The sequence below is a fragment of the Sphingomonas sp. DG1-23 genome (assembly GCF_030730875.1).
Classification (GTDB): domain Bacteria; phylum Pseudomonadota; class Alphaproteobacteria; order Sphingomonadales; family Sphingomonadaceae; genus Sphingomonas.
Window position 1 is genome coordinate 326,476 of sequence record NZ_JAVAMA010000003.1, and the last position, 21,868, is coordinate 348,343.

The 21,868-nt window shown below is 65.6% G+C and carries 20 protein-coding genes; 7 read left to right on the top strand and 13 right to left on the bottom strand.

Features of this window, described 5'->3' with window-relative positions; all coding sequences use genetic code 11:
* Positions 1–196: 196 nt before the first annotated feature.
* Both Q9Q95_RS07160 and Q9Q95_RS07165 read left to right on the top strand, forming a co-directional pair.
* Positions 197–646: a copper chaperone PCu(A)C gene (locus Q9Q95_RS07160; RefSeq protein ID WP_306095411.1), complete on the top strand. Its 450-nt coding sequence runs from the start codon at positions 197–199 to the stop codon at positions 644–646.
* 49 nt (positions 647–695) lie between these two features.
* Entirely contained in the window at positions 696–2,357 is a 1,662-nt protein-coding gene (locus Q9Q95_RS07165) for a M28 family metallopeptidase (protein ID WP_306095413.1), read from the top strand.
* Between the two features lie 207 nt (positions 2,358–2,564).
* Here Q9Q95_RS07165 and Q9Q95_RS07170 read toward each other — a convergent pair whose 3' ends face one another.
* Entirely contained in the window at positions 2,565–3,143 is a 579-nt protein-coding gene (locus Q9Q95_RS07170) for a TetR family transcriptional regulator (protein ID WP_306095415.1), read from the bottom strand.
* Between the two features lie 168 nt (positions 3,144–3,311).
* Between Q9Q95_RS07170 and Q9Q95_RS07175 the strand changes: the two genes are divergently transcribed.
* Entirely contained in the window at positions 3,312–3,977 is a 666-nt protein-coding gene (locus Q9Q95_RS07175) for an O-methyltransferase (RefSeq protein WP_306095416.1), read from the top strand.
* A gap of 71 nt (positions 3,978–4,048) precedes the next feature.
* Here Q9Q95_RS07175 and Q9Q95_RS07180 read toward each other — a convergent pair whose 3' ends face one another.
* From Q9Q95_RS07180 to Q9Q95_RS07200, 5 genes are all read right to left on the bottom strand, one after another.
* Complete coding sequence (locus Q9Q95_RS07180; protein WP_306095418.1) at positions 4,049–4,471, bottom strand: YbaN family protein; 423 nt, start codon at positions 4,469–4,471, stop codon at positions 4,049–4,051.
* A 395-nt stretch (positions 4,472–4,866) separates the two neighbouring features.
* Entirely contained in the window at positions 4,867–5,079 is a 213-nt protein-coding gene (locus tag Q9Q95_RS07185) for a 4-oxalocrotonate tautomerase family protein (RefSeq protein WP_306095420.1), read from the bottom strand.
* Between the two features lie 19 nt (positions 5,080–5,098).
* Entirely contained in the window at positions 5,099–5,560 is a 462-nt protein-coding gene (locus tag Q9Q95_RS07190) for a DoxX family protein (RefSeq protein WP_306095422.1), read from the bottom strand.
* A gap of 3 nt (positions 5,561–5,563) precedes the next feature.
* Positions 5,564–6,463, bottom strand: coding sequence for an SDR family NAD(P)-dependent oxidoreductase (locus tag Q9Q95_RS07195; RefSeq protein WP_306095424.1), 900 nt, complete (start codon positions 6,461–6,463; stop codon positions 5,564–5,566).
* 11 nt (positions 6,464–6,474) lie between these two features.
* Positions 6,475–7,212 (bottom strand): SDR family oxidoreductase, encoded by a 738-nt coding sequence (locus tag Q9Q95_RS07200; RefSeq protein ID WP_306095425.1) that lies wholly within the window; start codon positions 7,210–7,212, stop codon positions 6,475–6,477.
* Between the two features lie 95 nt (positions 7,213–7,307).
* Here Q9Q95_RS07200 and Q9Q95_RS07205 point away from each other — a divergent pair, with 95 nt between their 5' ends.
* Positions 7,308–8,201, top strand: coding sequence for a LysR family transcriptional regulator (locus Q9Q95_RS07205; protein ID WP_306095426.1), 894 nt, complete (start codon positions 7,308–7,310; stop codon positions 8,199–8,201).
* Positions 8,202–8,212: 11 nt separating this feature from the next.
* Here the strand turns inward: Q9Q95_RS07205 and kduI are convergent, their stop codons facing one another.
* From kduI to Q9Q95_RS07225, 4 genes are all read right to left on the bottom strand, one after another.
* On the bottom strand, positions 8,213–9,049 hold the full coding sequence (gene kduI / locus Q9Q95_RS07210) for a 5-dehydro-4-deoxy-D-glucuronate isomerase (protein WP_306095588.1): 837 nt from the start codon (positions 9,047–9,049) through the stop codon (positions 8,213–8,215).
* A 17-nt stretch (positions 9,050–9,066) separates the two neighbouring features.
* The gene (locus Q9Q95_RS07215) at positions 9,067–10,218 is read right to left on the bottom strand and encodes a glycoside hydrolase family 105 protein (RefSeq protein ID WP_306095427.1); all 1,152 of its coding nucleotides are present in this window, start codon (positions 10,216–10,218) and stop codon (positions 9,067–9,069) included.
* A gap of 110 nt (positions 10,219–10,328) precedes the next feature.
* Entirely contained in the window at positions 10,329–13,277 is a 2,949-nt protein-coding gene (locus tag Q9Q95_RS07220) for a TonB-dependent receptor (protein WP_306095428.1), read from the bottom strand.
* Positions 13,278–13,508: 231 nt separating this feature from the next.
* Positions 13,509–14,303 (bottom strand): FadR/GntR family transcriptional regulator, encoded by a 795-nt coding sequence (locus tag Q9Q95_RS07225; RefSeq protein ID WP_306095429.1) that lies wholly within the window; start codon positions 14,301–14,303, stop codon positions 13,509–13,511.
* An 83-nt stretch (positions 14,304–14,386) separates the two neighbouring features.
* Here Q9Q95_RS07225 and Q9Q95_RS07230 point away from each other — a divergent pair, with 83 nt between their 5' ends.
* The 3 genes from Q9Q95_RS07230 to Q9Q95_RS07240 are packed head-to-tail and all read left to right on the top strand — an operon-like array spanning position 14,387 to position 19,841.
* Entirely contained in the window at positions 14,387–17,617 is a 3,231-nt protein-coding gene (locus Q9Q95_RS07230; protein ID WP_306095430.1) for a glycoside hydrolase family 2 TIM barrel-domain containing protein, read from the top strand.
* Positions 17,614–18,543, top strand: a complete 930-nt coding sequence (locus Q9Q95_RS07235; RefSeq protein ID WP_306095432.1) for a DUF4861 family protein — start codon at positions 17,614–17,616, stop codon at positions 18,541–18,543. Before Q9Q95_RS07230 ends, Q9Q95_RS07235 begins: the two co-directional genes overlap by 4 nt.
* A 29-nt stretch (positions 18,544–18,572) precedes the next feature.
* A complete protein-coding gene (locus Q9Q95_RS07240; protein ID WP_306095434.1) occupies positions 18,573–19,841 on the top strand; it encodes a DUF2264 domain-containing protein in 1,269 nt (422 codons plus the stop codon).
* 168 nt (positions 19,842–20,009) lie between these two features.
* On the opposite strand, the gene Q9Q95_RS07245 is transcribed toward Q9Q95_RS07240, so the two are convergent.
* The 3 genes from Q9Q95_RS07245 to Q9Q95_RS07255 form a co-directional block, all read right to left on the bottom strand.
* Complete coding sequence (locus tag Q9Q95_RS07245; RefSeq protein WP_306095436.1) at positions 20,010–20,669, bottom strand: hypothetical protein; 660 nt, start codon at positions 20,667–20,669, stop codon at positions 20,010–20,012.
* Positions 20,670–20,731: 62 nt separating this feature from the next.
* Positions 20,732–21,040 (bottom strand): hypothetical protein, encoded by a 309-nt coding sequence (locus Q9Q95_RS07250; protein WP_306095438.1) that lies wholly within the window; start codon positions 21,038–21,040, stop codon positions 20,732–20,734.
* A 128-nt stretch (positions 21,041–21,168) separates the two neighbouring features.
* Complete coding sequence (locus tag Q9Q95_RS07255) at positions 21,169–21,804, bottom strand: hypothetical protein (RefSeq protein ID WP_306095440.1); 636 nt, start codon at positions 21,802–21,804, stop codon at positions 21,169–21,171.
* Positions 21,805–21,868 lie beyond the last annotated feature (64 nt).

Below are 21,868 nucleotides of genomic sequence, written 5' to 3' on the forward strand. Positions count from 1 at the left end.
GCGGCGCATCCAGGGGCGTACAAGGGCGACTCCAACCGAGGTCGCAGCCGGTTGGGCGCGCGTCCAGACCGTGTCGGATGGTCCGGGAGCGCGGGGGCGGGAGACATGAATTTCCCGCTCGTATTTCCGGCGAAGTTCGTGGAAGCTCGGCAGCGCCGCGAGGGGCATGGAACCGAACGTCAAAGGGGAGAGTGCCGTGAGAAGACTGGCTTGCGCCCTGTTTCTGCCGGTGACCGTCATCGCCTGCACCCAGCCAGCGCCGCTCGAGGTGAAGGACGTGTGGACCCGCGACAGTGTCGGACGTACGGCAAATGCCGCCGTCTACATGACGATCCGTTCGGGTAGCGCAGATCGCCTCGTCGGCGCTTCGACTCCCGTCGCCGGAAAGACCGACCTGATGACGATGGAGGCCCGTAACGGGACGATGGCGATGAAATATATCGAGGGCATCGATATTCCGGCGGGCGAGCCGGTGCGCCTGAACGCGCGCGGATTGCACGTCTGGCTGGCCGATCTGCACCGGCCGCTCACCGCCGGGCAATCCATTCCACTATCGCTCGAATTCGAAAAGGCGGGCGAGCGCCAGGTCACCGTCTCGGTCATGTCGCCCGCTGCAGCGCCGGTCGCATCCGAAATGGCGATGTGAGGCGAGCTGCGGGCCTTGCCTGCAGGAGCCCGGAGCCTAAACCCGCGGCATGACATCCTTTCGACTCGCGCTTGCGTCAACCCTGCTCGCCGGCGCCCCTTTCGCTTCATGGGCACAAGACGGCGCCGCCGCACGCGTCACCGAGACCGTCCAGACGCTCGCGTCCGATACGTTCGAGGGCCGCGCGCCCGGCACGGCGGGCGAAGATCGGACGATCGGCTATCTGATCGCCCGATTCCAGAGCCTCGGCCTCCAGCCCGCCGGGCCCCACGGCCAATGGGTGCAGCGCGTGCCGCTGCTCCATACCCGGCTCGGCAAGCCGGCCATGCTTTCCTTCAGCGGCTCCAAAGGCACGACGCCGATCGACATGGCGAAGGACATCTATCTGTCGACCATTCGTCCCGACGACCGCGCCATGATCGACGCGCCGATGGTGTTCGTCGGCTTCGGAGTCAACGCGCCGGAACGCAAATGGGATGATTTCAAGGGCGCGGACCTGAAGGGCAAGGTCGTCGTCTTCCTCGTCAACGATCCCGATTTCGAAGCGAGGCCGGGCGAAGCCGTCGCGGGCCGCTTCGGCGACCGGACCATGACCTATTACGGACGCTGGACCTACAAGTTCGAGGAGGCCGCGCGGCAGGGCGCGATCGGCGCGCTGATCGTCCATGATACCGCAGGCGCGGGCTATGGCTGGAACGTCGTCGTCAGCCCCGGCGGCGAGAATTACGACATCGCGCGAAAGCCGGACGCGCTGACCAGCGTGCGGCTCCAGGGATGGCTGTCGGAAGCGACGGCAAGGAGCCTTTTCGCCTCGGCCGCACTCGATTTGGATGCGATGAAGGCGGCCGCGCGCCAGCCGGGGTTTCGCCCCGTCGAGCTCAAGGGCGTCAGGTTCAACGCCGATATCCCGGTCACGCACGAAATTTTGACCAGCCACAACGTCCTCGCACGCATTCCCGGCACGACCCGCGGCGACGAAGTGGTGATGTACGGTGCGCATTGGGACGCATACGGCAAGGGCGCGCCCGACGCGCAAGGCCGGATCTATCGCGCCGGTGCCAATGACGACGCCTTGGGCATTGCCGGAATGCTGGAGATCGCGCGATCGATGATGGCGGCTCCGCCCCCTGCCCGCAGCGTCGTCTTCGCGGCATGGACGGCGGAAGAGCGCGGGCTGCTGGGATCGGAATATTATGCCGCCAATCCGGTCTACCCGATGGAGAAGACGGTCGCCAACCTGACGCTCGACATCCTCCAGACCGCCGGGCTTGCCAACGACGTGGTGCTGGTCGGCAAGGGGCAGAACTCGCTCGAGGACGATATGGCGCGCGTCGCCGCGAGCCAGGGCCGCCGGGTGACGCCCGAAAGCCTTCCGGAGCGTGGCCTATTCTATCGTGCCGACCATTTCTCCTTCGCCAAACGTGGCGTGCCCGTGATGTTGCTGATGGGCATTGCCGGCGCGTCCGACCTGAAGGCGGGCGGCACCGCGGCGGGACAAGCGTGGATCGATGCCTATACCGGCAACTGCTATCATCAGGCCTGCGACGCCTGGGCCCCGGACTGGAAGCTCGACGGCGCATTGCAGGACATCGCGCTCGCCGGGCAGGTCGGCAGCGAGCTTGCGCACGGCGATAAATGGCCGAGCTGGAAGCCGGGATCCGAGTTTCTCGCCATTCGCGAGAAGCAATTGAAGACCGTCGGCGCGAAATAGCTGCCCGTCCCGCTCTGCCATGAAAAGCGGGCCGGTCCTGGATGATCTCTACCGGACTTCCGGTCGCGTCAGGGCGCCAGCGCCACTGTATTGGCCTCGCCGTAAGCATCTTGACGCGCCTGGTCTTGAGCGGCCCCGGGCGTATTTGGCGACCCAGCCATCAGCGATCGCCGTCAGCAAATCCCGGATGGGCCTGCAGGCAATGGACTAGCGCGCGCGCTCCGGCGCCGGATTACGCGTCATCAGGCCCTCGAGATAGACGCACAGCATGTCCGCGAGCGCATCGGCATAGGTCAGGATCTCCGCAGGCGTGCGCGGCGTCTCCGAGAAGCTGCTGCCGACCTGGCTCAGAGTCGTCCTGATCAGATCGGCGGCGAGCGCGTGCGTTTCCGCCGAGGCCCGGGGGAGCGCCTCCTGCACGAATATCTCGAAGATATGCTCTCCCGAGGCCCGCACTTCGGACGCCTCGGGCGCATCGCGGTAGAGCGGCGCCGCGTCGTTCAACGCCAGCCGCACCGTCGCCTCGTCGCACTCCGAACCGATAAAGGCATGCACGAGCCTGCGCAGCCGCAGCAGGGGCGGGCACGCCCTGTCCTCCAGGATCTCGCGGAGCAATTGCGTCGTGCGGCGCCACTCGTCGCTTTGCAGACGGAAGAGAATCGCCGCCTTGTTGGGGAAATACTGGTAAAGCGACCCGACGCTTACGCCGGCACGCGCGGCGACTCGCGCGGTGGTGAATCGCTGCGCACCTTCGTTCGCCAAAACCTGAATAGCCGCGTCGAGCACCGCCGCGACGAGATCGTTCGAACGTGCCTGTCGGGGGTGTTTGCGCGAGGCGACACGCGGGGTCTGAGGGGTCCTTGCAGTCATCCCGAGCCAATGCGAATAGGAAACCTGACGAACTAATCGTATTTAATCCGGCGAGCAATCGCTGCTCGAAACCGGAGAAAATGCATGACCAGTCTCACTGCGGCGCCCGTGGCGCCGCTGCTCGATCGCCTGTTCGCTGCGGCGGAGGCGTCTTCGCCCTCGGCAAGCCCGGCATTCGCGTCGCTGTCGAGCGAGGAGCGCTATCGCCTGATGCGAAGCAAAACCGCCTATCGCGAACTGTACGCGAACCTGAAGGACTTCGCGCTGCCGGTCTCGCGGGAGACCGGAAAGCTGCTCTACATGCTAGCGCGGGCGACCCGCGCGCGATCCATCGTCGAGTTCGGGACGTCGTTCGGCCTTTCTACGCTGCACCTCGCCGCTGCGCTGCGCGACAATGGCGGCGGCCAGCTAATCACCAGCGAGTTCGAGCCGTCGAAAGTGGCGCAGGCGAGAGCGCATCTCGAGGAAGGCGGCCTTGCCGACCTGGTCGAGTTTCGCGAGGGCGACGCGCTGGAGAGTCTCGCATCGGCCCTGCCGGAAGCCATCGACCTCGTCCTGCTCGACGGCGCGAAGGCGCTGTATGCCGACATATTGGGTCTGCTGGAGCCCCGGTTGCGCCCGGGCGCGGTGATCGTCGCCGACAATGCGGACTATTGCCCGGAATATCTCGAGCAGGTGGGCTCGATCGCCGGGGGATATATCTCGATGTCGTTCACCGATGACGTCGAGCTCACGGTGCGGATCGGCTGACGGAAGGCGCGGGAGCATCGGTGCTCCCGCGCCCGATCGCCAATCGACCCGTCTCGTTCGCGAGGCTTCGCCTATCTCGCGTCTTTTGGTTGCGGCGCCGGACGGCTCACGATGAATGCCGCGCATCCGGCCATGACCAGCCCGACGATCGTCTCGGCCGCCAGACCCGGACGCGCGCCCCACCAGAAGAGTCCGTAGCCCAGCGCGATCCCGGTACACGCCAGCACCTTCGCCCGGGGGCCGATCGCGCCCTCTTCCTGCCATGCGCGCAGCGTCTGCCCGAAGCGGGGATGCCCGAGCAGCCAGGCCTCGAGCCGCGGCGAGGAACGCGCGAAACAACCGGCCGCGAGGATCAGAAAGATCGTCGTCGGCATCAGCGGCACCAGCGCCCCGATGAACCCGAGGACGACGAACAGCAAGCCGAGCGCCAGCCATAGCGTCCGCGAGACATGGCGCACCAGTCGGCGCGGGCTACGCTCAGGCGAAGGCGGCATCGACCACTGGCGGCACGCGGGTGAAGGCGGCTTCGGTGCCGGAGATCAGCTATTCCTCCTCTTCGATGGCCGGATCGGGCGTATCCGACGCAGCGGCATTCGCGCCGGTGTCGCGCCCGCCCGTCCCGGGGTTGTCGCAAGATGCCGCGCGCCGAACGGCGCGTCGAGGCCCAATCGACGGCTCGATAGAAGGACCGCGTCGGGAAGATCGCACTCGGCGATGCCCGGTCGACCGCTTCCCATCCGCCGCCCGGTGCCTTGTACAGCGCGGCGAGCTGATGCAGGTCCGGCGCCCGGCACTGGATGGCTGGTCCTCCTTTCGAAACCCTCCCGCGCGCGGCCAAGCTGCGCAAGGACGACGACCGGCCTGCAGCGCCTCGCGCCGGGCAATGGACTCAATCCCCGGCCCGATACGCCTGCGGAATTACGAACACTTCGTCCGCACGCGCGTAACCGCCATCCTTGACCTCCTCGATCAGGACCATCGTATGCGGGCGAGCGGCCTCTGAAAAATACTCGGCCAGCAGGTCGGTGGTGCGGTGGACGATCTCTTCCTTTTGGCGGAGGGACAGCGCGGCTTCGGGAATCTTGAAATTGACGAAAGGCATGAGGAGCTCCGTGGTTTGATCAGCTGCGGTTGGAGATCATTCGGTCGAGCGAAAAGCGCCCGCCCCCGCGCATCGCGACGGCCGCGCCGACGAGACCGAGAATGATCGGATATTCGATACCGCGGTCGATCCACGGATAGGTCGGCCCGAGCGCGAGGCAGATCGCGACCATCTGCACGGCAAAGGCCAACGCCAGCATCCGCGTCGCCAATCCGGCGGCGAGCATCGCGCCCCCGACGCCCTCGAGCACGGCGATCGCCATGGCGATCTGCGGCGCGAACGGCAGGCCCAGCACCGTATCGATCAGCCGGGTCGAGCCCGCCATGGGATCCGCCATCGAGCCGTGCGGAAGTCCGAACAGCTTGGGGACGCCGTGCGTGACCAGGGTCAATCCATAGCCCAGTCGCAACGCCGCATAGGCGACCGGCTCGCCGGCCGCAAAGACGCGCGGGGGCAGCGCCGACAGGAGGCCTGGCGCCATCGCTCAGCCCCCTGCCCGCGGATGCAGCAGATCGGCATGGCCGATCCGGTGCAGAAATTCGGCGCGAACCCGGTCGATCACCGCGAAGCTCACTTCCGCGCCGTCGCTGGCCGGATCGACATGGACGCGGAGCGGCCGCTCGCCGCGAGGTGCGGCCACGATATTCACGACTGCCCTGCCGACTGCCGCCGGGTCCGCCGATTCCGGGACGGTCGCGGCCAAGGCATCCTTTATCCGGTCGGCGAATGCAGCGGGCCAGGCCGCGGCATATTGCCCGGCGGTCTGCGCGTCGGCCGGGCTGCCGGCATGCGCGAAATGATTGGTGCCGGTGGTGAAGGCGCCCGGTACGACGATCGAGGTTTCGATGCCGAGCGGTGCCAGTTCCTTCGCATAACAGATCGCGAGCGCGTCCATCGCGGCCTTGGCCGCGAAATAGGGGCCGAGCAGCGGCGGCACGCCCCCTGCGACGCTGCTGCTGCCTATCCATATCTGCAGCCCGTCGGCTGCCGCGCGCATGTGCGGCAGCACCGCCCGGTTCACCCGTTGCGCGCCGAGCACGTTGATGTCGTACACTTCGGCAAGCTGCGCGGGCGTGAAGGCCTCGCTCGGCCCCCAGGTCATGTGCCCGGCATTGTGGACGACGACATCCAGTCGCCCCTGATCGGCGATGATCGCGTCGACCGCCGACGCTATCGAGGCTTCGTCCTGCACGTCGAGTTCTGCCGTACGCAGATCTGCTCCGTACTCGCCGGCCCAGGCGGCGGCCTCGGCGACCGCAGGCGCATTCCTGTCGCGCGTGCTGCGCATCGATGCATAAGCGACGTGGCCCGCAAGCGCGAGATCGCGCGCGATGATCCGGCCGAAGCCGCTCGACGCGCCGGTTACGAGAATGGTCTTGCCCATCGTCCTGCTCCTCAGATCACGCCGCCATTGGCGCGCACCACCTGGCCGTTGATCCAGCCCGCGTCGGGACCTGCCAGCACGGCGACGACGCGCGCGATATCCTCGGGGTCGCCGATGCGGCCGAACGGGTTCGTGCCGGCGATCGCCGCGACCTGATCTTCGGACTTGTCGGCGAGGAACAATTCGGTCGCGACCGGCCCCGGCGCGACGGCGTTGACGGAGATCCGCCGGGCGCCGAGCTCCTTGGCCAGGACGTGAGTCATTGCCTCGACCGCCGCCTTGGTCGCGGCGTAGACGCCATAACCGGGCTGGTAGAGACCGACGACGCTCGACGAGAAGCTGATGATGCGCCCGCCATCGACAAGGCGCTTCGCCGCCTCGCGCATCCCGCGGAACACGCCACCAAGATTGATCGCCACCTGCTGCGCGAAGGCGGCATCGTCGAAGTCCGCGATCGGGGCGAGTTTCATCATGCCGGCATTGTTCACCAGCACGTCGACCCGGCCGAACGCCTGTTCAGCGGCGTCGAACAGCCCGGACATCTCCCCGGTGTCGGCGACATCGGCGCGCACCGCGATTGCCCGGCCGCCCGCCCGGCCAATCGCGCCGACAAGCTCGTCGGCCGCCTCGCGGCCATGGGCATAGTTGACCGTCACGGCGAATCCATCCGCAGCCAGTCGACGCGCGATTGCCGCGCCGATCCCCCGGGAACCACCGGTTACGATTGCACTGCGGGTCTGCTCGAACATTGGCTATCTCCTCGAACGAGCAGATAGCATTCGGCTCCACCGGGATAATCCGGCTTGATTTGACAACTATGTTCGGCTCGCGCGAACAATAGCGGATGGATCACCTCCACGCGCTCCGACTGTTCACCCGCGTCGTCGAACGTGGCAGCTTCACCGGCGCGGCAAGCGATCTCGGCATTCCGCGCTCCTCCGCAACCGAGGCGATCCGGCAACTCGAGGCGCGGTTGGGCGCGCGGCTGCTCGATCGGACGACGCGGCATGTCGCAGCCACGATCGACGGCCAGCTCTATTACGAACGATGCGTGCGCATCCTCGCCGAGCTCGACGAGGCCGAAGCCGTGCTCAGGGACAGCGAACCGCACGGTCTTTTGCGGATCGACGCGCCCGGACTGCTCACCCGGACCTTCCTCCTTCCCGAATTGCCCGCATTCCTCAGCCGCTACCCGCGCCTCCAGCTGCAGATCGGCCAGACCGACCGGCTGGTCGATCTCGTCCGCGAAGGCGTGGATTGTGCGATCCGCGTCGGCGAACCCGCCGATAGCGGGCTGATGCTACGCCGGCTGGGCACGCTGCACGAGGCTACGGTCGCGAGCCCCGAATATCTCGCCCGGCATGGCATTCCTCGATCCGTCGACGACCTCGAAGGTCATTTGATGGTGGGGTTCTGGTCGTCTTTGACCGGCGATGTCCTCCCGCTGGAATTCACCGTCGATGGCCAGTTGCGAACGCTGCGGCTTCCGATGCGCGTCTGCGCCAATCATTCGGACACGACGGCGGATCTGGCACGCAGAGGCTTCGGGCTCGTCCAGGCGCCGCGCTATCGCTTCGCCGGAGAACTGGCGGCAGGAACGCTGGTGGAGGTGCTGGCGCATCAACCGCCCTCGCCGACGCCGCTGTCCGCCCTTTATCCGCAGCGCAAGGAGCTTTCTCCCCGCCTGCGGATCTTCCTCGACTTCATCGGCACGATTTTCCGGCGGGCCGCATTGTAACACGCTCCACGCTAGCGGAGCTGACAGACGTCGAGGACGTCCATGTCGTTATAGTCGAGATTCTCGCCGGCCATCGCCCAGATGAAGGCGTAGTTGCGGGTCCCCGCCCCCATATGGACCGACCAGGGCGGGGAGATGACGACCTGCTCGTTCTCCACCACGATGTGGCGCAGATTATCGGGACGGCCCATATAATGGAAGACGCGGTCGTCGCCACCGAGCTCGAAATAGAGGTAGATCTCCGAGCGCCGCTCATGGACGTGCGGCGGCATGGTATTCCACACGCAGCCCGGCTCGAGCCGGGTCAGGCCGAGGCACAGCGACGCGCTCTGGCAGGTGTGCGGCAAGATGAGCTGGTAGATCGTCCGCGCGTTCGACGCCTCGCGACTGCCGCGCTCCATCGGCTCGATATCGGCCGCGGTGATCTTGCGGAGCGGGAATGCGGCGTGCGCCGGCACCGACAATAGATAGAAGCGCGATCCGTCTCCGGAGAAGCTGACCTCGCGCGCTCCCATCGGCACGTACAGGGCTTCGTATTTGGCGAGCCGGATGGACTGGCCATCGACCTGAACCAGTCCGTCGCCGTCGCCGATGTTCACGACGCTCAATTCGCGCCGTTCGAGCAACGGATGTCCGGCAGCGCTCGCGGGCTCGACCTGGTCCGGAAGCCGAAGTACTTCCTTTCCCGGAACCGCACCCCCGATCACGAACCGCTCGCCATGCGAATAGGTCAGCACGATCTCTGCCGGGCGGAAGAGATCGGTAACGAGATGGCGATCGCGCAAATCCGCGTTCGAGGCGCCGTTCATCGCTTCCGGATGCGCCGCGTAGTAAGTCGTCCGGTACAAGGTCACGGCTCCGTCCGTCACTGCGGACGCTTGTCGAGGACGGCCATCTGCGTCGCTGCGAGCAGGAACGCGCCGACTCCGTAATATTGAGTGTCGGCGGGCTCGACCTTCTCGGGCCGGTCGCTCACCTGCTGGACATAGCCGAGCCGCCCGTCCGGCTGGATCGCGCGCCCGAGCGCGGCCCAACCCCGGCGCACCGCGGGCTCGTAATCGGCGCGCGGCAACAGGCCGGCGTTGATCCCCCATGCCAGGCCATAGGTGTAGAAGGCGGTGCCGCTGGTCTCGGGCGGCGAGTCCTCGGGAGCGAGCAGTGAGGGCGCCCAATAGCCGTCGGGCTTCTGCAGCGCCTTGAGCCGCGCGGCCATCTGGAGGAACAATCCCTCCATGCGATGCCGGTCAGCGCCGTCCTTTTCGAGCAATGGGATGGCACGTGCCATCCCCGCGAACACCCAGCCATTGCCGCGGCTCCAGAATTCCTTGCGGCCCTTCCCATCGCGCCGCTCGAAGAAACGGCTGTCGCGATAATATAGGCGCTCGACCGGATCGAAGAGAAAATCGGTGGTCGCCCAGAATTCGCGCATCGCGAAGTCCCGGTAGCGGGCATCGCCGGTCTGGAGCGACATTTCGAGAAAGGCCGGCGGGGCCATGAACAGTGCGTCGCACCAGCACCAGCGCTTCAGGCATTCGGCCGCGCCATAGCCTTCGGGCGGGATGTAGAAAGCGAGCGAAGCCGTCGCCGGCGCGTTGATCACGCGATCGAAGGTGCGCCGGGCCGGCGCCCGAGCGGCTTCGCCGGCACCGTTGCGGGCCGCCCAGAGATAGGATTGGGCAATGGCGTGATCGTCCGCAAAATAGGGCTTCTCGCCCGGGAGCCAGCGATTGGCGGCGCCCATGTCGAGGAGCGCCTGGCGGATGCGCGGCGGGGCGCCCGCATCGGCGAGGGCGGTCATGCCCACCCAGAACACCGCCTGCTCCCAGGCGCGGGGATTGCGCGTCTCCCCGGTGGCGCGCGACACGGTGCCGCCGTGCATCTGGCCGAGCTGCCAGTCGGCGAGCTTTATGGCGGCCTCCATTGCCGATGCAGCGGGCTTCGCCGCCGTCGGTCCCTGTGCCAGCGCCATGGATGGGGCCGCGATCAACAATGCCGATGCCAGCGCGAAATGCTTCATTCTGCCGTTCTCCGGATTTTGCGCCGAGGAGGCGCGCCGGCCGTGTCCCGGCCGCGACGCGGATGATGAAAGAAGGGGGCGCCTGCGCGACAAGCGCCCCCAGGGAGGAACTAGAATCTGCCGCGGATGCCGAAGGAGATCGTCGTTCCGTTGAAGAACGAATTGTCGCGGCGGCTCAGCCCGTTGCCGTCAGGCTGGGTCGGGTTCTCGTAGTAGAAGTAGACATTCTCGTTGGTGATGTTCAGCGCGTCCACGCGGAGTTCGAAAAGATCGTTGATCTTGTAGCTGACGGTGCCGTCGAGGAATCCCTGCGGCGCGAGATAGGGGACCTGGTCGTTGCCGGTATTCGTCGAATTCTGCCCCGTCTTCGCGCGGTAATTATAGGAGCCGCGGATCGAGAACGGTCCCTTCTCGTAGAATGCGGTGACGCTGTAGGTATAGTCCGGCACACCCTGCATCGCGATGCGGTCTCCGTTCCGCAGCACGAAATCGTCGCCCTCCTGGTCGATGAGCGTGAAGCTGCTGGTGATGCCGAGACCGTCGAACGGCTTGGGCAGGAACGTGAAGTTCTGCTGATAGGCCAATTCGAGGCCCTTCAGCTTCAGTTCGTTCTGGTTCACCGTGATCGTGCGATCGAACAGGAAATTCGGGTCGATCGTGCTGCCGCCGAGCGCGGGCGGGCAGGCACCGGACCCCAGCGAGGAGCAATTGAACAGGTTCGATGGCAGCCCCAGCGTGCCGAACGGCACGCGCTCGACTACCGAGAAGGGACGATCGACGATGTTCTTCTGGAACACGCCGCCGCTGACCAGCCCGCCGGGGGCGAAATACCATTCGAGCGCCGCGTCGAAGGTGGTCGCGAGTTGCGGCCGCAAGTCGGGATTGCCGACCGTGACCGCGGGGTTGAAGATGTTCGGCACCCGCGTGCCGGCCGCGATGGTCGCGAGCGAACCGCGCGTGATCGTCTGGCCGGCGGATCCGCGCAGCACCAGCTTCGGCGTGATATCGAAGGCCAGGCTGGCCGAGGGGAGAAGGTTGGTATAGCCGCCCTCGCGCTCAGCCGGAACGAACCCGCCGCCCGGGGCAGTCTGGTAATTGTGGATCTGCGTCTTGGTGTCCGAGAAGCGGATGCCGAAATTGCCGCGCAGGGCATGGCCGCCGACCGGAATCTTGAAGCTGGTCTCGAAAAAGGCGGACTTGACGATTTCCTCGGCGGTAAAGGCCTGGTTGAGCGCCGGGGTGGCGGCGCGGTTAGCGGCGTTCGCGTCGAGCACATCCATCACGAATTCGCGCGAGAAGGTCGCGAACTGCGACGGGTATCCTGAGTTTCCGCCATTCGCCAGCGCACCGAACTGCACGTACGGGTCCATGTTGGCGAACACGCCCGTGGGATTGCTGGCGAAGGTGCCGCCCTGCGGTATGGCACGGGTCGCGGCGATGCTGCTGCCGTCCTGGCGCTGAACCCGCTTGGTGGTCGACACATAGCTGCCACCCAGCTTGAGCGCGAGCATCTGGTCACCGGTGTCGACCGGTTTCCAGTCGAGCACGGCGCGGGCGGTCTTTTCCCTGTCGAACTCGTCGTTGATCGCGAAGCCGAGCGACGGTGCGCGATAATTGGCGGGATTGGTGAAGTCGACGGGTGAACTGATCGTCGGATAGGTGATGTTGTCCGAAGGATCGAAGGTCGTGGTGATGCCGTAGATGTTCGAAACGATCCGGTTTTCGGAATAGACCGCGGTGCTCTCGCTCAGATTGGCCTGGGCCGAAAGCTTCATCGTGTCGGTGACGTCATAAGCGGCGCGGACGATGCCGTATTTGAACTTGGTGTGCGAATCCCGATAGAAGCTCTCGGTCAAAAGGCTCGTATTCCCGAACGTGCCGTACAGGTTATTATACTGGTCGAGATGCACGTCGAGCGGGATCAGGCCCGAATTGGTGCCGGTGCCCGGGGCCGAGGTGCTGCCCGCAACGGTCCGCGAGTTGCGCACCGGTACGCCGAAGGTGAACTCGTCGGTCTGGTCGGTCAGGTCGGAATAGATGCCGTCGATGCTCGCTTCGAACCGGTCGCTCTTGTACTGGAGCGACCCGACGAAGCCGAGGCGCTCGCGCTCGTTGTTCGAGGCGAAGACGCGGTAGAAGCGCGGCAGATAGGCGTTCTCGATTTGCGCTCGGGTGAGACCGCTGAAATTGGCGAGCGGGCTGTCGAGGTTCAGCTCGAAATTGAATGGGCCGCTCGTATTGGCCGCCGGTGCCGGCGCATAATAGGGTCGGCGGCCGAGCGCCGAAGAATTATAGCCGCTGGTCCCGCCGCCGGTCGACTGGAAGCCCGAACGTTCGTTGACGTTCTGCGCATAGGCCACGCCGAACAGAGCGCCGAAATTGCCCCAGGTGTCGCTGAGCAGCAGCGAGCCGCGCGGGCGCCATTGCTTCGACTGGGTGTTGTAATTGGCCTGCGCGGTGTAGCGGATTACCCGGCCCTCGCTGTCGAACGGGCGCGGCGTCTGCAGGTCGACATTGCCGCCGATGCCGCCCTCCTCGAGATTGGCCTGCGGCGTCTTGTACACATCGACCCGGCCGAACAGCTCCGAAGGGAAGACGTCGTAATTGAAGTCGCGGCTCGAGCCGCCGACGTTCGTCGCCGAGGTCGTGCGGACCGGCGCGCCATTGATCGTCGTGACAGTGAATTCCGAACCGAGCCCGCGGATGCTGATGCGCTGACCTTCGTTGGACGCGCCGTCACGCGACAGGATCACGCCGGGAATACGCTGTAGCGAGTCTGCGACGTTCGCCTCGGGGAATTTGCCAATGTCCTCGGCGACGATGGAATCCCGGAAACCGATCGATTCGCGCTTGAGTTCGATCGCCTTGTTGAGGCTGCCGCGGAAACCGGTGACGACGATCTCGTCTGCGCTACCGGCCTCCTCCTGCGGCGCGTCCGCGGAAGCGTCCTGCGCCGTCGCAGCGACCGGCTCCGCGGTCTGCGCAACGGCGGGCGCGCCGGCGAGCATGATAGCGAGCGCGCCAGCCGAGACGGCGCACGAAAGAGCGTTCTTTGCCATTTTACCTCTCCCCATCACGTTCACGGTTAGCCGTGCGTGCCGGAGTTATATGACAAGTTGTCGGCGCCACGTCAATTGCCAGACAATTCCTCCGGCCGGGGCGGTATAGTGCCAAGGAAAACCCGCAGAAAACCCGCTTTTCGGGCACTGGCAACACGCATCGGCAATCCGCATGCGCACCCGAATGATATGACAACAGCCGGCAGCGAGACGCGCGGCTGGGCGAACCCTTCAGTCCGAAACCCGGCCGGCGGGCAGAGGCCCCCGCATCCGCAACGACGCGCTCAAGGTCGAGTGGCGCGTGAGGCTCTCGTGCATGTGCTGCCGCGCAGCCTCGCGCGCCCGCGCCGAATCCATCCGGACGATCGCGTCGACGATGGCGTCATGCTCTGCGAGGACCTTGGCCGCATAGGATTGGTGCACCTCTTCCGGCTTGTCGCCGAGGTAGAGGGTCCGCGAGGGCACGAGGCGCAGCCCCAGAAACTCCACGAAGCGCACATAATATTCGTTCTGCGTGGCGCGCGCGATCGCGAGATGAAAGGCGCTGTCGGCCTCCGCGGATGCCATCGGATCGTTGCCGACGGCGATCATGTGCTCGAGCGCCTCGCGGATCGCACCGATATCGGCGGTGGTACGTCGCGCGGCGGCGAGTCCGGCCATTTCGGTTTCCACGGCGAGGCGCATCTCGAGGAGCTTGATGACGTCGGAGAGCTCGTGGAGTTCGTCGCGCGTGATCTGGAAGGCGCGATATTCGGCGGTCTCGGCGACGAAGACGCCGGCTCCCTGGCGCGACACCGTCAGGCCATGCGCGGAAAGCCGGGCCACGGCCTCGCGCACGACCGTCCGGCTGACATTCTCCGAGAGCGCGATTTCCTTCTGCGAGGGAAGCCGCGAGCCCGCGCGCCATTCCCCCGAGCGGATGCGTGCCTCGAACTTCGCGAACAGATCGTCGGTGAGCGATCCGGTCTTGCCGGTCTCTTCGGCCGGATCGCCACGCTTTTGCGCGGCATCGACTGGACTTGTCATACTAATCTCCGGAAGCTACGCACCCGTATCACCATTGAAGACGCTAGTCGATCCGGCTTGAACCGGCGGGGGGGAGAGGATTTATGCGATCACTTCGCGGACTCACGGCCGTGCTCCTGGCTGGCGCACCCTGCGCGCTCCTCGCACAGGATCCGGCACCGCTGCTTCAGCCGCAGGTCTCGCCGGAACGGCCCGACTGGGAGAACCCCGCAGTCTACGCCACCAACAAGCTGCCTGCGCGCGCGACCGGCTTCCCCTTCGAAACTCGCGAGAAAGCCTTGGCGGGCCACCGCACCAAATCTGCGCGGTTCCTGTCGCTGAACGGGCCATGGCGATTCACGTTTTCTCCCGATGCGGACCGGCTGCCGACCGGCTTCGAGAAGCCGTCCTTCGACGTCTCGGGATGGAAGGAGATCAAGGTACCCGCGGATTGGCAGACCGAGGGATACGACCAGCCGCGCTACAACAACATCACCTACCCGTTCCCCGCGAACCGCCCGCTCATTCCGCATGCCGCCAATCCCGTCGGCTCGTATCGTCGCGACGTGGACGTGCCGGCGGACTGGAACGGTTCCGACGTGGTCCTGCACATCGGCGCGGCGGGATCGGCATATTATGTCTGGGTCAATGGGGAGAAGGTCGGCTATTCGGAGGATTCCAAGCTTCCTTCGGAATTCGACGTCACGCGGTTCCTGCATCCGGGTCGGAACACGGTGGCGATCCAGATCTTCCGCTGGTCCGACGGTTCCTATCTCGAGGATCAGGATTTCTGGCGCGTCTCGGGAATCGAGCGCGAGGTCTTCCTGATGGCAGCGCCGAAGACGCGGGTGCGCGACTTCTTCGTCCATGCCGGTCTCGACGAGACCTATCGCGACGGCAGGTTGGCGGTCGACGTCGCCGTGACGCCCGGCGCTGCTGCGACCACCGCACGCGCGATCCTGCTCGATGGCGACCGCAAGATCGTCGAGCTGTCCCAGACGGTGCCAGCCGGAGACGCGGAGCGCACGGTGACGCTTCGCGGCGATGTGAAACAGGTCAAGGCATGGACCGCCGAGACGCCCAACCTCTATATGCTGCTGGTCGAATTGTACGACGCAGAAGGGCGGATCCTCCAGTCGACCTATAGCCGTATCGGCTTCCGCACCGTCGAGATGAAGAACGGGCTCGTGACGGTCAACGGCAAGCCGATCACCATTCGCGGAGTCAACCGGCACGAGCACGACCCAGAGACCTTCCACGTCATCTCGCCGGAATCGATGGAGCGCGACATCCAGTTGATGAAGCGCAGCAACATCAATGCGCTGCGCACCTCGCACTATCCGAACGACCCGCGCCTGTACGAGCTCGCGGACAGATACGGCCTCTACGTCATGGACGAGGCCAATATCGAGAGCCACGGCTATATGGACTGGGCCAACAAGCATCCGGAAGTCCGCGGCAAATATCAGATCGGCTTCGACCCGGCCTGGGAAGGCGCGCATGTCAGCCGCGTCACCAACATGGTCGAGCGCGACAAGAACCATCCTTCGATCCTCTTCTGGTCGCTGGGGAACGAGGCCGGAATCGGGCCCAGTTTCAACAAGGCGGCCGCTGCGGCGAAGGGGCGCGATCCGGGCAGGCTGCTGAGCTATCTCGGCTGGGGCACCTTCCCCGACGTGCCCGACCACCGGCCCAACGATTATGCCGACATCTATGCGCCGATGTACGACAGCGTCGCGCGGATGGTCGACTATGCCGAGAACTGGTCGTTCCGACAGCCGCTGATCCAGTGCGAATATGCCCATATGCAGGGCAATTCGGGCGGCAACCTCAAGGAATATTGGGACGCGATATATGCGCACCCCGAAAAGCTGCAGGGCGGCTTCATCTGGGATTGGGTCGACCAGTCGATGTACCGCTATACTCCGGACGGGCGGCGATATTGGGGCACGGGCGGCGAATATGGCCCGAACCCCGGCGGCGACGTCGAGTTCGGCGACGGCCTGATGCAGCCGGATCGCACCCCTAACCCGCATCTCTTCGAGTTGCGCAAGGTCTATGCGCCGATCCAGTTCGCGAATTTCGACGCGGCGAGCGGCGCACTGACCGTGATCAATCGCCACGACTTCACCGACCTGTCCGGCTACGATTTTCGCTTCGAACTGCTCGAGGACGGCACTTCGGTTGCGAGCGGTGCCCTGCCCGCGCTGCACACCGGGGCGCGAAGCCGCGAAACCGTGCAGCTGTCGCTGCCCGCGGTCTCGCGCAAGCCGGGCAAGGAATATGTGCTGACCGTTTCCGCCCTCGCGAAAGCGGGGACGGTGCCAGCCGTCGACGCCGGCACGGTGATCGGATGGGAGCAGTTCGAGCTCGGGCGGGCCCCGGGCAGCGACGCCGATGCTCCCGGCAAAGTCGCGATCGTGGACAGCAACGGAAAGGTCCGCCTCGCCGCCGGCAGCACGGATCTGGTGCTGGATCGCAAGACGGGCCTCATCGATCGCTACGCCGTCGACGGACGCGTGCTGCTCGCAGGCGGCGTACCGAACTTCTACCGGGCATTGACCGACAACGACATCGGGACGGGCGTCGAGCGGAGCCATGGCGTCTGGAAGCGCGCTTCCGAAGACCGCGTCGTGCAGGCCATCGAGACGCGCAATCTCGGCTCCGGCGGCGCGGAAGTCACCGTCCGCTACACGGTGGGAGGCGACACGGCGAGCTTCGTTTCGCGCTATCGCATGGCCGGCGACGGGACCGTTCGGGTCGAAGGCAGTTTCGCGCCGCTCAAGGCGGACCTCCCCGATCCGCTGCGCGTCGGCATGGCGTTCACCATGCCGTCGCGGATCGATACGCTCGAATGGTATGGCCGGGGGCCGCACGAGAGCTATCAGGACCGCAAGACCGGCGCGCCGCTCGGGCTCTGGCGCGGCCCGATCGCCGGCCAGAACCACGATTACATGCGTCCCCAGGAAACCGGCAACAAGGTCGACGTCCGATGGATGGAATTGCTGCAGACCGGAGTCGGCGGTCTGCGCGTGTCGGGCGAGGCGCCGCTGTCGATGAACGCCCTCGCCTTCCCCTATGACGACCTGTCGCGCCGTCCGCCCGGCACCCGCCGCTCGACCGACATCGTGCCCCGGCAGGAAGTCTCGCTGATGGTCGACGCGGTCCAGTCGGGCGTTGGCGGCGACAATGCGTGGGACAAGGGTGGACGGCCGTTGCCGCAATACCGCATCGCGCTGAAGCCGCTGCGGTACGCGTTCCGCCTCTCCCCGTTCGCCGGCGACGGCACCGGTGCGGACAAGGCGAAGCCGGCATCGGCGGGAGATCTGCGGTGATCGCCCGCCTCTTCCTCGCGGCGGGCGCCACGCTGCTCGCCGGCGCCGGCCTCGCGCAGGATGCCCCGCGCGAACCGGCATTGCCGCCAGTCGTCAGTCCGTTGCCGCCTCCGCCGGACCGGGCGCCGCGCGCGACCGTCGTGCTGGCGGACTATCGCTATGACGATCTGCTCTGGGAGAATGACCGGACCGCGCACCGTATCTACGCGCACGCTCTCGAAAAGGCGGAGCCGCCTTCGGGATCGGGGATCGACAGCTGGGGAAAGAATGTCGTCTGGCCCTATGCCGACCGCCAGCTCCGCACCGGCGATCAGCATGCCTATCATGGCGAAGGTCTGGACTTCTACAATGTGGGCACCACCCGCGGCGCCGGCGGGCTCGGCATCTGGCACGACAACAAGCTGTGGACCTCGCGCAATTACCGCAGCTACCGGATCCTGCAGAACGGCCCCAAGATTGTCGATTTCGAAGTCGATTATGCCCCCTGGCCCGTCGATGTCGCGCGGAAGGTCTGGGAGACGCGCCGGTTCACGCTGCCGCTCGGCACGCACTTCACGCGCATGGTCTCGACGCTGCGATCGGACAGACCGGGCCCGCTGATCGTCGGCGTCGGCATCGGCAAGCGCACCACCGGCGACGGCGGGGAACTGACCATGGATCGCGCGCGCGGCCTGCTCGCCTGGTGGGGCCCCGACGATCCGCACCATGGCCGGATGATGATCGGGTTGCGCGTCGATCCGAAGATGATCGTCGAAATTCGGCAGGATGCCGACAATTACCTCGTCCTGCTCAAGGTCCAGCCGGGCAAGCCGTTCGTCTATTATTCGGGGTCGGGCTGGAATCTCGGCCAGGACCGCGTCGGCGATCGCGCATCGTGGGACCGCCTCGTCGCCGCCGAACCGGTAGACTTCACTGCATCGAACTAGTCCCTGCCCCTCCAGCTTCGGATAGACCCATGGAACGCCGCAATTTCCTCGCCTCCGCGCTTGGTGCGGGCACGCTCGCCACCATAAGCACGCCTGCACGGGCCGCCACGCGCCGCGGCGCCGGTGCTTCCGACGGCAGCGCGGATCGTCGCTACATGGTCGATCTGCTCGCGAAGATGGCCAGTCCGATCCTCGCGCCGATGGCGCAGGGCAGGCTCCAGGCGACATGGCAGCCCGAACTCAGTCAGACATGGGACGGCCGCAACCCCAAGGTCGGCTATCTCGAGGCGTTCGGTCGCCTGATCTCGGGCATCGCGCCGTGGCTTGCTTTGCCCGATGACGCCAGTCCCGAAGGCCGGCTGCGCGCGACGCTGCGTCAGCAGGCGCTGGCCAGCTATGCCCATTCGGTCGACCCGGGCAGCCCCGATTATCTGCTCTGGCGGAGCGAAGGCCAGCCGCTCGTCGATTCCGCCTATTTCACCAACGCCCTGATCCGCGCCCCGAAGCAGCTCTGGGAGCCGCTCGACACCGCGACGAAACGCCGGGTGATCGCCGAGATAAAGGGGCTGCGCCGCGTATCGCCTCCCTACACCAACTGGCTGCTCTTCGCCGCAATGAACGAAGCGTTCCTGCTGTCGATCGGCGAGGAATGGGACCCGATGCGGATCGATCTTGCGGTCCGCAAGATCAACGAATGGTATGCCGGGGACGGCTGGTATGCCGACGGCCCGCGGTTCCATTTCGATCATTACGGGTCGTACGTCATCCACCCGATGCTGGTGGAGATCCTCGAGGTCCTGGTCGCCACGGGGGCCAGGTTCAACAATCTGCGCGCCCAGGAACTGCTCGACCAGGCCTATAGAAGAATGCAGCGCTATGGCGAGCATCTGGAGCGACTGGTCGGTCCCGACGGGGGCTACGCGCCGATCGGTCGTTCCCTGACCTATCGGACGGCAGTGTTTCAGCCGCTCGGCCTGCTGGCGTGGCGCAAGCGGCTTCCCAAATCGCTTCCGACGGGACAGGTCCGCGCGGCGACCCTCGCGGCGCAAAGAGCCATTTTCAACAACCCGTCGAATTTCGACAAGAATGGGTATTTGACGATCGGCTTCGCCGGCCACCAGCCCAGCCTCGGCGACATATATTCCAATGCCGGCAGCATGTACATCGTCTCCGAGAGCCTGATCGCCCTGGGACTTTCGCCTGCCGACGACTATTGGACGGTACCTGCCCTCCATTGGACGGCAAAGAAGGCCTTCGCGGGAGAGAAATTCCCGAAGGATTATTATGTCGACTATTGACTGGTCGCGCAGACTGCCCGGCCGCCGACTGCTCGCCCGCCAAGACCTGGATAACGATCATCGGCGACGGCCGCTCCGCGCTCGGTCCCGCGCAACCGGGCGATTACGGACTGATGGTGCTCGATACGCTGGCGCCGGTTCTGCGGGCCGAAGGCGTTCCTTCCCTGCCTAGCTAGCGCCGCCGTTTCTTAAAGCCTGAACCCGCAAGCGGGGGAATACCACCTCGAGCGGCTTGGTGTCGGGCAGCACGTACACATATCCGCCTTTCTTGCGGAAAAGCGGACGCACGGTCTTGCTGTAGAAGGCTGCGGGCACGTTGATGCACCCAAAGGTGATGCGGTTGTCGTCGGGCGTGGGCGAGAGCATGCGCTGGCGCCGCCGCTCCTTTTTGGTGGCGCTCGTCGGGATCGGGTGAAGCGCTACGGAAGTGGCATAATCGACCCAGAGCACCCGCTCCTTTCCGGCCGCCAATCCAAATTTCGCGAGAAAGCGCCCCGCGGGCGTGGTTTTCTCCGCGGGGCCGATCTCGGCAAGGTTCTTGCTGCCGATGCCGGGGCTCGCGTCATCCCCGATGGCCACCCCGAGCAGCACCGGCGCCTCGCCGAGCGGCTTCCCTTTCGCATCGAACAGAAACAGGGCAGCACCCGTCTTGTCGACGATGATGTACGGCAGCGAGCGATTATCTCCCGATGCGGCGATCCAGTCGGCAACCTGCACGGTTGCCGCCGAAGCGCTGCGTTCAGGCTTCGGCGACGTGACTGGTGGCCGAACATCCGTCCCCGCCGAAACACTCACAAGCGAGGCGAACGCCAGAAACACGGTGATCATCGATTCAGGCGCTCAACATGCAGGGGTATGGATGACGGAGGCACGGGAGATGACGGCGATTATCAGTTGCGCGGCCGCTTTCCGCGCTTTTCCTGCGCCTGCATCCGCTGCTCCATGCCGTCCACCCGGCCGTTGAGCTGATCGAGACGCTGGCCGTTGTTCTGCGCCTGGCCGGACGCGGCCTGCGCCTCTGCCAATGCGGCCTTGGCCGTGCCGTCGGTCTCCTGCAACCGCGACTCGAGTGCGTCGACGCGCTGACTCACGGGAGCGATCTGCTCTCGCACGTAGGACTTGGATGCGCAGCCACCAAGGCCGATCGCGCCAACCAGAATCACGGCTGCGGGAATACGCTTGTACACAGTGGGCGACATGTTTTTTCTTTCAATAATTAACCAAGTGGCACAACCCAAGCTCAGCGCCGGGGTTCCAACAATCCCGATTCTGTCCGGCTGTGCATCTTCTCGGGCCAGTGGATCGCGGAAACCGCGCCGCGCGCCCTTCAATCCCTCGATTTCCGCCCGGCGTCGGGCGCGAACGGGTCCTTGGGTATCTTATCGGAACGCCGCGTCTCTCGTGCACCGGCCACGGGCTTCGCCGCGTGAGTGCCGACGCAATGGTGTAGCTCCGCAACCGCCGCGCCGCTCCCGCCGAGATCCAGTTGCTCGACCGGAACGTCGCCGCGATAGATGTGCAGTGCCTTGGACGCGGCGAAATGAGCGGGGAATTTCGCGTCGAAATTCGTGACGAACCCCTTTTTCCCGTCCGACGCCATGCCGACGACCGGGTGGTTGGGATAGCCCCCGCTGGAGAGCCGAAAGGTCAGTTTCCACCGGTCCTTTTGCTTGATCGACCAATTCTCGTTCAGAACCGAGAGATGATTGCCGCCGTCAATGTCGAGGCCGAGAAGCAGGGTCGTCTGCCCGGTTCCCGCATAGGTTTTGGTCAGGAAGCAGCCGCGTCCGTCTTTGCTCGCCGCCACCGTCCAACCGCCGACATCGCGCGCAGAATATTCCTGGGCGGAGGCATGCGCGGCCGCGAGCAATCCGCTGAAGAACGCGAACCCGAAGAATGTCGGGCGGACGATCGCCCGAAACCAGGAATGGACTAAATGCGGCATTCGGCAGCGATCCTCCACGGCGATCTATCCCATAGCGGCGCCGTTGGCCACGAACGCAGCGCGAGGATGGACGCTCCACAGC

Excerpts from the sequence above, each read along its gene's own strand:
- Q9Q95_RS07165 (WP_306095413.1), top strand. The coding sequence starts at position 696 with ATGACATCCTTTCGACTCGCGCTTGCGTCAACCCTGCTCGCCGGCGCC.
- Q9Q95_RS07175 (WP_306095416.1), top strand. The coding sequence starts at position 3,312 with ATGACCAGTCTCACTGCGGCGCCCGTGGCGCCGCTGCTCGATCGCCTG.
- Q9Q95_RS07180 (WP_306095418.1), bottom strand. The coding sequence starts at position 4,471 with ATGCCGCCTTCGCCTGAGCGTAGCCCGCGCCGACTGGTGCGCCATGTC.
- Q9Q95_RS07185 (WP_306095420.1), bottom strand. The coding sequence starts at position 5,079 with ATGCCTTTCGTCAATTTCAAGATTCCCGAAGCCGCGCTGTCCCTCCGC.
- Q9Q95_RS07190 (WP_306095422.1), bottom strand. The coding sequence starts at position 5,560 with ATGGCGCCAGGCCTCCTGTCGGCGCTGCCCCCGCGCGTCTTTGCGGCC.
- Q9Q95_RS07195 (WP_306095424.1), bottom strand. The coding sequence starts at position 6,463 with ATGGGCAAGACCATTCTCGTAACCGGCGCGTCGAGCGGCTTCGGCCGG.
- Q9Q95_RS07200 (WP_306095425.1), bottom strand. The coding sequence starts at position 7,212 with ATGTTCGAGCAGACCCGCAGTGCAATCGTAACCGGTGGTTCCCGGGGG.
- Q9Q95_RS07205 (WP_306095426.1), top strand. The coding sequence starts at position 7,308 with ATGGATCACCTCCACGCGCTCCGACTGTTCACCCGCGTCGTCGAACGT.
- Q9Q95_RS07215 (WP_306095427.1), bottom strand. The coding sequence starts at position 10,218 with ATGAAGCATTTCGCGCTGGCATCGGCATTGTTGATCGCGGCCCCATCC.
- Q9Q95_RS07220 (WP_306095428.1), bottom strand. The coding sequence starts at position 13,277 with ATGGCAAAGAACGCTCTTTCGTGCGCCGTCTCGGCTGGCGCGCTCGCT.
- Q9Q95_RS07225 (WP_306095429.1), bottom strand. The coding sequence starts at position 14,303 with ATGACAAGTCCAGTCGATGCCGCGCAAAAGCGTGGCGATCCGGCCGAA.
- Q9Q95_RS07230 (WP_306095430.1), top strand. The coding sequence starts at position 14,387 with ATGCGATCACTTCGCGGACTCACGGCCGTGCTCCTGGCTGGCGCACCC.
- Q9Q95_RS07240 (WP_306095434.1), top strand. The coding sequence starts at position 18,573 with ATGGAACGCCGCAATTTCCTCGCCTCCGCGCTTGGTGCGGGCACGCTC.
- Q9Q95_RS07245 (WP_306095436.1), bottom strand. The coding sequence starts at position 20,669 with ATGATCACCGTGTTTCTGGCGTTCGCCTCGCTTGTGAGTGTTTCGGCG.
- Q9Q95_RS07250 (WP_306095438.1), bottom strand. The coding sequence starts at position 21,040 with ATGTCGCCCACTGTGTACAAGCGTATTCCCGCAGCCGTGATTCTGGTT.